General features: G+C 71.5%; 7 protein-coding genes. All 7 read right to left on the bottom strand.

From position 1 onward, the window contains the following. Positions 1-165 precede the first annotated feature (165 nt). Positions 166-1749, bottom strand: a complete 1584-nt coding sequence (locus tag M3Q23_10875) for an amino acid adenylation domain-containing protein (GenBank protein MDP9342570.1) — start codon at positions 1747-1749, stop codon at positions 166-168. A gap of 19 nt (positions 1750-1768) precedes the next feature. Then, positions 1769-2929 carry an acyl-CoA dehydrogenase family protein gene (locus M3Q23_10870; GenBank protein ID MDP9342569.1) on the bottom strand — a complete coding sequence of 387 codons (1161 nt, stop codon included), beginning with the start codon at positions 2927-2929 and terminating at the stop codon, positions 1769-1771. Beyond that, the gene (locus tag M3Q23_10865; GenBank protein MDP9342568.1) at positions 2926-3204 is read right to left on the bottom strand and encodes a phosphopantetheine-binding protein; all 279 of its coding nucleotides are present in this window, start codon (positions 3202-3204) and stop codon (positions 2926-2928) included. Before M3Q23_10865 ends, M3Q23_10870 begins: the two co-directional genes overlap by 4 nt. A 24-nt stretch (positions 3205-3228) precedes the next feature. After that, entirely contained in the window at positions 3229-4092 is an 864-nt protein-coding gene (locus tag M3Q23_10860; GenBank protein ID MDP9342567.1) for a lysophospholipase, read from the bottom strand. Then, the gene (locus M3Q23_10855; protein ID MDP9342566.1) at positions 4089-4781 is read right to left on the bottom strand and encodes a hypothetical protein; all 693 of its coding nucleotides are present in this window, start codon (positions 4779-4781) and stop codon (positions 4089-4091) included. The genes M3Q23_10860 and M3Q23_10855 overlap by 4 nt, the downstream gene beginning before the upstream one ends. Positions 4782-5076: 295 nt before the next feature. Next, positions 5077-5781 carry a lipoyl(octanoyl) transferase LipB gene (gene lipB / locus M3Q23_10850; protein ID MDP9342565.1) on the bottom strand — a complete coding sequence of 235 codons (705 nt, stop codon included), beginning with the start codon at positions 5779-5781 and terminating at the stop codon, positions 5077-5079. Next, positions 5778-6554, bottom strand: a 777-nt coding sequence (locus M3Q23_10845) for a 2-oxo acid dehydrogenase subunit E2 (GenBank protein MDP9342564.1), incomplete at its 5' end; no start/stop codon positions are given. The genes M3Q23_10845 and lipB, both read right to left, overlap by 4 nt.

Here is a 6554-nt window from a genome sequence, read left to right as displayed (position 1 = left end):
GAGGCGATCCACGCCTACCTCGACGCCTACAACGAGGCCCCCAACCCGTTCGTGTGGACGGCGACCGTGGCGTCAATCGTGGAGAAGGTCAACCGTTGTAAAGCCATTTTGCAGGCGGCGCACTAGGTGATCAGAAGCGGGCGGGTGAGGTAAAAACTCGAACGCTCAGGCGTTCGCGGCGGCTTCCAGGTCGCTTCGGAGCTGCTGGCGGTCGGCCTTGCCGGTGGAGGTCCTGGGGAGGTCGTCCAGGAACTCCACGCGCGTGGGGACCATGTAGCGGGGGAGAAGCCCGGCGATGTGGCGCTTGATCTCCTTGTCCGTGACGGCGGCACCCGGCTTCAGCACCACGCACACCGCGATCTCGGTTCCCCACTCCTCATGGGGCAGCGCCACGGCGATCCCCTCCGCCACGGCGGGGTGTGCCGTCATGGCGGCCTCGATGTCCCCCAGCTCGATGCGGTACCCGCGGCTCTTGATCTGGTGGTCCCGCCGGCCCAGGAAGTCGTAGTCCCCGTCATCCCGCAGCCGGACCAGGTCCCCGGTGCGGTACACGGGGTCGGGGATGTGCGGCGCCAGCGGGTTCGGAACGAGCACCTTCGCGGTGAGCTCCGGGCGGCCCCAGTACCCCTTCATCAGGCTTCCGCCCCGGACGTACAGCTCGCCGACCTCGCCCACGCCCGCCACCGAGCCGTCCTCCTTCAGCGCGAACACGTCAGTGTTCTCGCAGGCCCGGCCGATCGGGATGGGGCGGTCGTCCTCCGGGACGCTCAGTACCGGGTAGTACGTGCACACGTTGGTCTCGGTGGGGCCGTACAGGTTCCACAGCTCCGCCTCCGGCAGCACGCCGGCCAGCTCGCGGAGCCGGGGGGTCGGGTAGACCTCGCCGGCGAAGACCACCACCCGCAGGGCTGTGAGGGGCTCGCGCAGGGCCCGGGTCAGCAGCACCAGCGCCGACGGGACCGAGTACCACACGGTGATGCCCTCCTCCCGGACCAGCTCCACGAGGGAAGCGCCGAAGTACGCGGCGTCGTCCGGGACCAGCACGACGGGAGCCCCGGCCAGGGCCGCCGCGAACAGGTCGAACACCGACAGGTCGAAGTGCAGGGGGGCGTGGTTGGACAGCCGGTCGTCCGGCCGCACGCGGATCCGGCGCACCGCCCACTCCACGAACGTCAGCGCGGCCCGGTGGGAGAGCATCACGCCCTTGGGGACCCCCGTGGAGCCCGACGTGTACAGGATGTAGGCGAGGTCGTCATCGATCAGTGACACCTGTGGGGCGGGCCCACTGGCGCCGGCGGCTTCCTCGTAGGCGACCGAGGTAATCGGCAGGTCTGGCTTCACCGCGCCGTCGTCCTCCCCGACCACCACCGCCAGCGACGGCCGGTGGGGGAGTGCTTCCAGCAGCGCGGGAGCCCGGGAGGCGGTGCTGACGACGGCCGCGACGGCGCAGTCCGCCGCGATGCCGGCCACCCGGGGGATGGGGGCCTTCGGGTCGAGCGGCACGTAGGCGGCCCCGGCCCGGAGCACCCCGTACACGGCGGCGACCGTCTCCACGCCCTTGGGCAGGTGGATGGCCACCCGGTCACCCTGGCGGACCCCCGCCTCGGCCAGCGTCCGGGCCAGGGACGCCGAAGCGGCCTCCAGCTGGCCGTAGGTCAGCGACCGGCCGCGGCACCGCACGGCCTCCCGGTCCGGGTTCGCCGCGGCGGCCTCCTCGACCAGGTGCTGGAGCAGGAATCCCGGGGCCACGCCTGCCGCCCTCGACGCCCTACAGCCCGAGGCCCCGGGCGATGATCCGGCGCTGGATCTCGGAGGTCCCCGAGTAGATGGTCCCGCCGATGGCGTCCCGGAGTGCCCGCTCCACCTCGGTCTCGGTCATGTAGCCGTACCCGCCGTGGATCTGCACGGCGTCCAGATGGGTCCGCACGCTGGCCTCGCTCACGAACACCTTGGCCACCGCCGCCTCCAGCGAGGCATCCATCCCGTTGTCCATCAGCCATCCCACCCGCAGCACCAGCGCCCGGGACGCGTCCACGGCGACCTTCATGTTCGCGATCTTGTCCGCCACGGACTCGTACTTCCCGATGGGCTTGCCGTACTGGCGGCGGGACCGGGCGTAGTCGATGCAGGCCTCCATGGTTCGCCGCATCGTCCCGACGTGGCTGGCCATGATGCAGGCCCGCTCCCAGGCCATCGACGTCTGGAACACCTCACCGCCCCGGCCCACCCTCCCGAGCACCGCGGGCTCCGGCACCAGGCAGTCCTCCAGCGCGATCTCGCCCATCGGTGAGGTCCGCAGGCCCATCTTGTCCATCTCGGTGATGGAGCAGCCCGGCGTGCCGGCTTCCAGCATGAACGCGGTGATCCCGATGGGGCCGATGCCCTTCGAGGTCCGGGCGAACACGATCAGCAGGTCGGCCACCGGCGCGTTGGTGATGAACACCTTCCGCCCGTTCAGGACGTAGCCGCCCTCGACGGCGCGGGCCGTGGCGCTCATGCCGAAGACGTCCGAGCCCGCTTCCGGCTCGGTGGCGGCGTGGCACCCGATGAGCTTCCCGGAGCACAGCCCGGGCAACCACCGCTGCCGCTGCTCATCGGTTCCGAACTTCCACACCGGGACCACGCTGGTCCACAGGTGGGCCTGCACGCTGAACACCAGCCCGTTGTCCGGGCAGCCGTACCCGAGCGCCTCCAGCGCCAGCATCGTGGTGGTGGCGTCCGCGCCCGAGCCGCCGTACTCCTCGGGGGCGGGGAGGCCGTGCAGCCCCACCTCCGCGCACCGGTCCCAGGCCCGCCGCGAGAACGCCGACGACCGGTCCCGGTCCCGGGTGTCCGAGGTGACCGTTCGCGCCAGGCGGGTCACCGTGGAGAAGAACTCGGCCTGCTCGGGCGAGGCCCACTCGATGACGCTGGCCGGACGCGGCTTCACCGCGCGGTCGACCGCTTGTCCTCGAGCAGGCTCTCCACCCACGCGGCGATGGCTCCGACGGACTCGAAGTTCCGCTGGTCGATCTCGCCCTGGTCGATGGTCAGCTCGAACTCCTGCTCGATGAACGTGACCAGCTCCATGAGCCCCACGGAGTCGACGAGGTCCTCGAGCAGCGGCGTTTCGTCGGCAACGTCGATGTCCTCGAACAGCAGCTCGTCGTTGATGAACGCGCGGATGCGCCGCGCCACGTCGTCCGTTGTATCTGTTTCGTCCACGATGCTCCCTCCTGCCGTCCTGGGTCAGGGCCCGTCTGCCCTTGCCGCGGGAGCGGGCTCGGCGCGTGACGGCATGGTCCGATCCATCCAGGTGACGAGCATGTCAACGAGGGCCGGCTGCGCCTCGACCGGGATGTTCGCGCTCATGGCGTTGGACGCCCGGAGCGTCTCCACGGCAACGTGCCCCCCCCTCCCGTCCCCGTTCGCCGCGGGCAGCTCGTCGATGGCGTCCTGGAGGATCCGGCGGCGCTCCTCGATCCCCGGCAGGACGAACAGCAGGTCGGTCGAGGCCAGGGCCCGGCTCACCTCCGGGATGAACCGGACGTTCGCGTCCTCGCCCCGGGGACGGGGAGGACGGCGGCGGAGGGCCCCGAGGATGGACCGGGCGCCGCGCCCGCGACCCCCTGCGCCGTTCCCCGCCGGGTCCATTGGTCCGCTCCCGGCCCTGGCCTCGAACAGGACGTTGAACCCGCCCGGCAGCACGAGGGCCGCGCTGCGGCAGTCGTCGCGGTGCTCCGCGAACGACACGGCCGTCCGGGCCCCGAAGCAGTTCCCCACCACGCCGACGGATTCCACGCCCACGAGGTCCTTCCCCAGGTCGGTGGCGGCCACGGCCTCGTCCATGGCGGGGGTGTCGAGCTCCACCTTCTCGACCGAGCCGGTGCTGTCCCCGTGCCCCTGGTAGTCGATCCGGATGGAAGCGATGTCCCGCTCGGCCAGGCCGCGTGCCACCAGCGTCCAGATCCTGGTCTTGTGGCTCCGTCCCACCCCGAACCCGGGCAGCAGCAGCACCAGCGCCCTGGCCTCGCCCTCCGGCACGGCCAGCACCGCTGCCGTGTGCCCGGCCCCGACCGGCACGAACAGGGGGTGCTCCATCACCGCGTTCACGACGGGACCTCCGCCGCCTGCCATCGCCGGTCCCGGCACCACGCGGCCACAGCGCCGACGACCCCTTCCGTGAGGTCGCCCTGGACGTCCTCCTTGCGGCCGTCCTTGCTCCTGCGGAACCGCGGGAACCCAAGGCGGAGGGCTCTCGGATCGGCCAGGACCTCGAGGTCGGCCCGAGCTCCCAGCGCCCGGAGCCGCTCGGCCAGCCGGCGAAGGGCCGGATCAGGGCCTGCTGTCCGGGAGACCTGGAGCAGCAGCGCGTCGCCCCGGAACCCCTGGAGCGCGTCGGCGAGGTCCAGGGCCCGGATCTCCTCGTACACCTCCCGCCGGAGCGGGAACCCCAGCACGTCGAGCGTCCCCCTGGCCATGAGCTCGGCGATGGGGTCGCCCGGGAGCGTCTTCTCACCGCTCGACACCTCGGTCAGCCTGGCCTGCTTCGTCATCCACTGGACGTAGGCCTCGCCGTCGACCGCTGGCGCGACGGCCACCAGTCCCGCGGCGCCGGCCGCGTCCGCCGCCAGCGCGGCCACGGTTCCTCCCAGCCGGATTCCCGCGAAGCCGATCCGCTCCACCCCGGCCTCCCCGGCCACCACGCCGGCGGCCTCTTTGGCCTGGTCGACGTGCGAGCGAAGGCTGATTTGCTCGGTCCCGAGCTCGCTGTCGCCGTATCCCTGGGTGTGGAATCGCAGGACGGCGAATCCGGCCGAGGCCAGCCGGCGAGCCAGGGCCGACTCCAGGGACTGGAGGTACACCTGCTCCAGGGCGAAGGAGTGGCAGATGACCCACCCTCCGAGAAGCGGCGAGCCGAGTGGGGTGGACAGGACGCCCACGGTCCGGGCCCCGCCGATCCGGGGCTGGACGAAGGTCTCCTGGATGCCCAGCTCATGGTCGACATACGACCGGAGAGACGCGATACGTTCCTGGTCGATCCCCAAGCCGAGTGACCCTCCCAACGAGATCCGGAGCGCTTCTGGGGGCTCTCTATTACCGCCCAGCCCGACCGGCAGTCAAGACGTTCGCCATCACCTCGGGAGGAGCCGGGGCCAGACTCCGGTGGAAGACCTCCTGGAACCGCGTCGCGACGAGCGGGACCATCTCGGCCACCGTGACCGGCCGGCCGGCCAGCTCCGAGAGGGACACGACCCCCCGGTCGGCCAGGCCGCAGGGGACGATGGCGTCGAACCACGCGAGGTCGGTCGAGCAGTTCAGGGCGAACCCGTGCAGGGTGATCCGGGCCCGGGTCAGCTTGACCCCGATGGCGCACGCCTTCCGGTCGCCCGCCCACACCCCGGTCGCCTCCGGGTCCCGCCCCAACTCAACCCCGACGTCGTGGCACGCCAGGATCACGGCCCGCTCGATCCGGCGGAGGTGGGCGATCACGTCGGGGCGGGACCCCAGGTCCAGGATGGGATAGCCCACCAGCTGGCCGGGCCCGTGGAAGGTCACGCTGCCGCCCCGGTCCACGTGGTGGAGCTCGGCGCCCGCCGCCTCGATCTGGGTCTCGGTCCATCGCACGTGCGTGGGATCGGCCCGCCGCCCGGCCGTGTACACGGGGGGGTGCTCCAGCAGGATCAGGACGTCCGGGATGTCTCCGGCCGCCCGGAGCTCGGCCAGCTCGTGCATGGCGTCGAACGCGACGGCGTAGGGCACCAGCCCCTCCGGCCGAACCAGCCAGGCAGTCCCGGTCATGGCTGTGGCAGGTAGGCCTGGAGCTCGGGGGTGAAGTCCCACGTCTCCAGGTTCTGCTTCAAGCGGCCCAGGAACTGCGCGGCAGCGGCGCCGTCGATGACGCGATGGTCCCACGACATCGACAGGTACACCATGTGCCGGATGGCGATGGCGTCGTCGATCACCACCGGGCGCTTCTCGATCGCGTCGAAGGCGAGGATCGCCGTGTTCGGCTGGTTGATGATGGGGACGCTCATGATCGAGCCGTACGGGCCGGGGTTGGTGATGGTGAAGGTGCTCCCGTGCACCTCGTCCGGCTTCAGCTTCTTGGACCGGGCCCGGGTGGCCACGTCGTTGATGGCCCGGGCCAGCCCCACCAGGTTCATCCCGTCGGCGTCCTTGACCACGGGCACGATCAGGCCCTCGTCGTAGGCCACCGCGATCCCCAGGTTCACGTATCGCTTCAGGACGATCTGGTCGTCCCGGAGCTCCCCGTTCACGTCCGGGAACGCCAGCAGCGCGTCGCACAGCGCCCGGGCCAGGAAGGGCATGAACGTGAGGCCGATCCCCTCCCGCGCTTTGAACGCGTCCTTGGCCCGCTCGCGGAGCCGGGCGATGTTCTCCATGTTGACCTCGACCAGGTTCCAGGCCCGGGCGGAGGTCTGCAGCGACGCCACCATGTGCTTGGCGATGGCCTTGCGGATGTGGGTCATGGGGACGGCTTCCTCGCGCGGGCCGGCCGCGGTGGGCCGGGCCGCCGGTGCGGGCGCCGTGCGGGCCGGCACGGCCTCGGC

The organism is Actinomycetota bacterium, assembly GCA_030774015.1.
Classification (GTDB): domain Bacteria; phylum Actinomycetota; class UBA4738; order UBA4738; family JACQTL01; genus JALYLZ01.
Note: the sequence above shows the minus strand (reverse complement) of the source record. Positions and strands in the feature narration are given on the sequence as shown.

Coding starts and splice junctions, on each gene's coding strand:
- lipB (MDP9342565.1), bottom strand. CDS start 5,781: ATGACCGGGACTGCCTGGCTGGTTCGGCCGGAGGGGCTGGTGCCCTAC.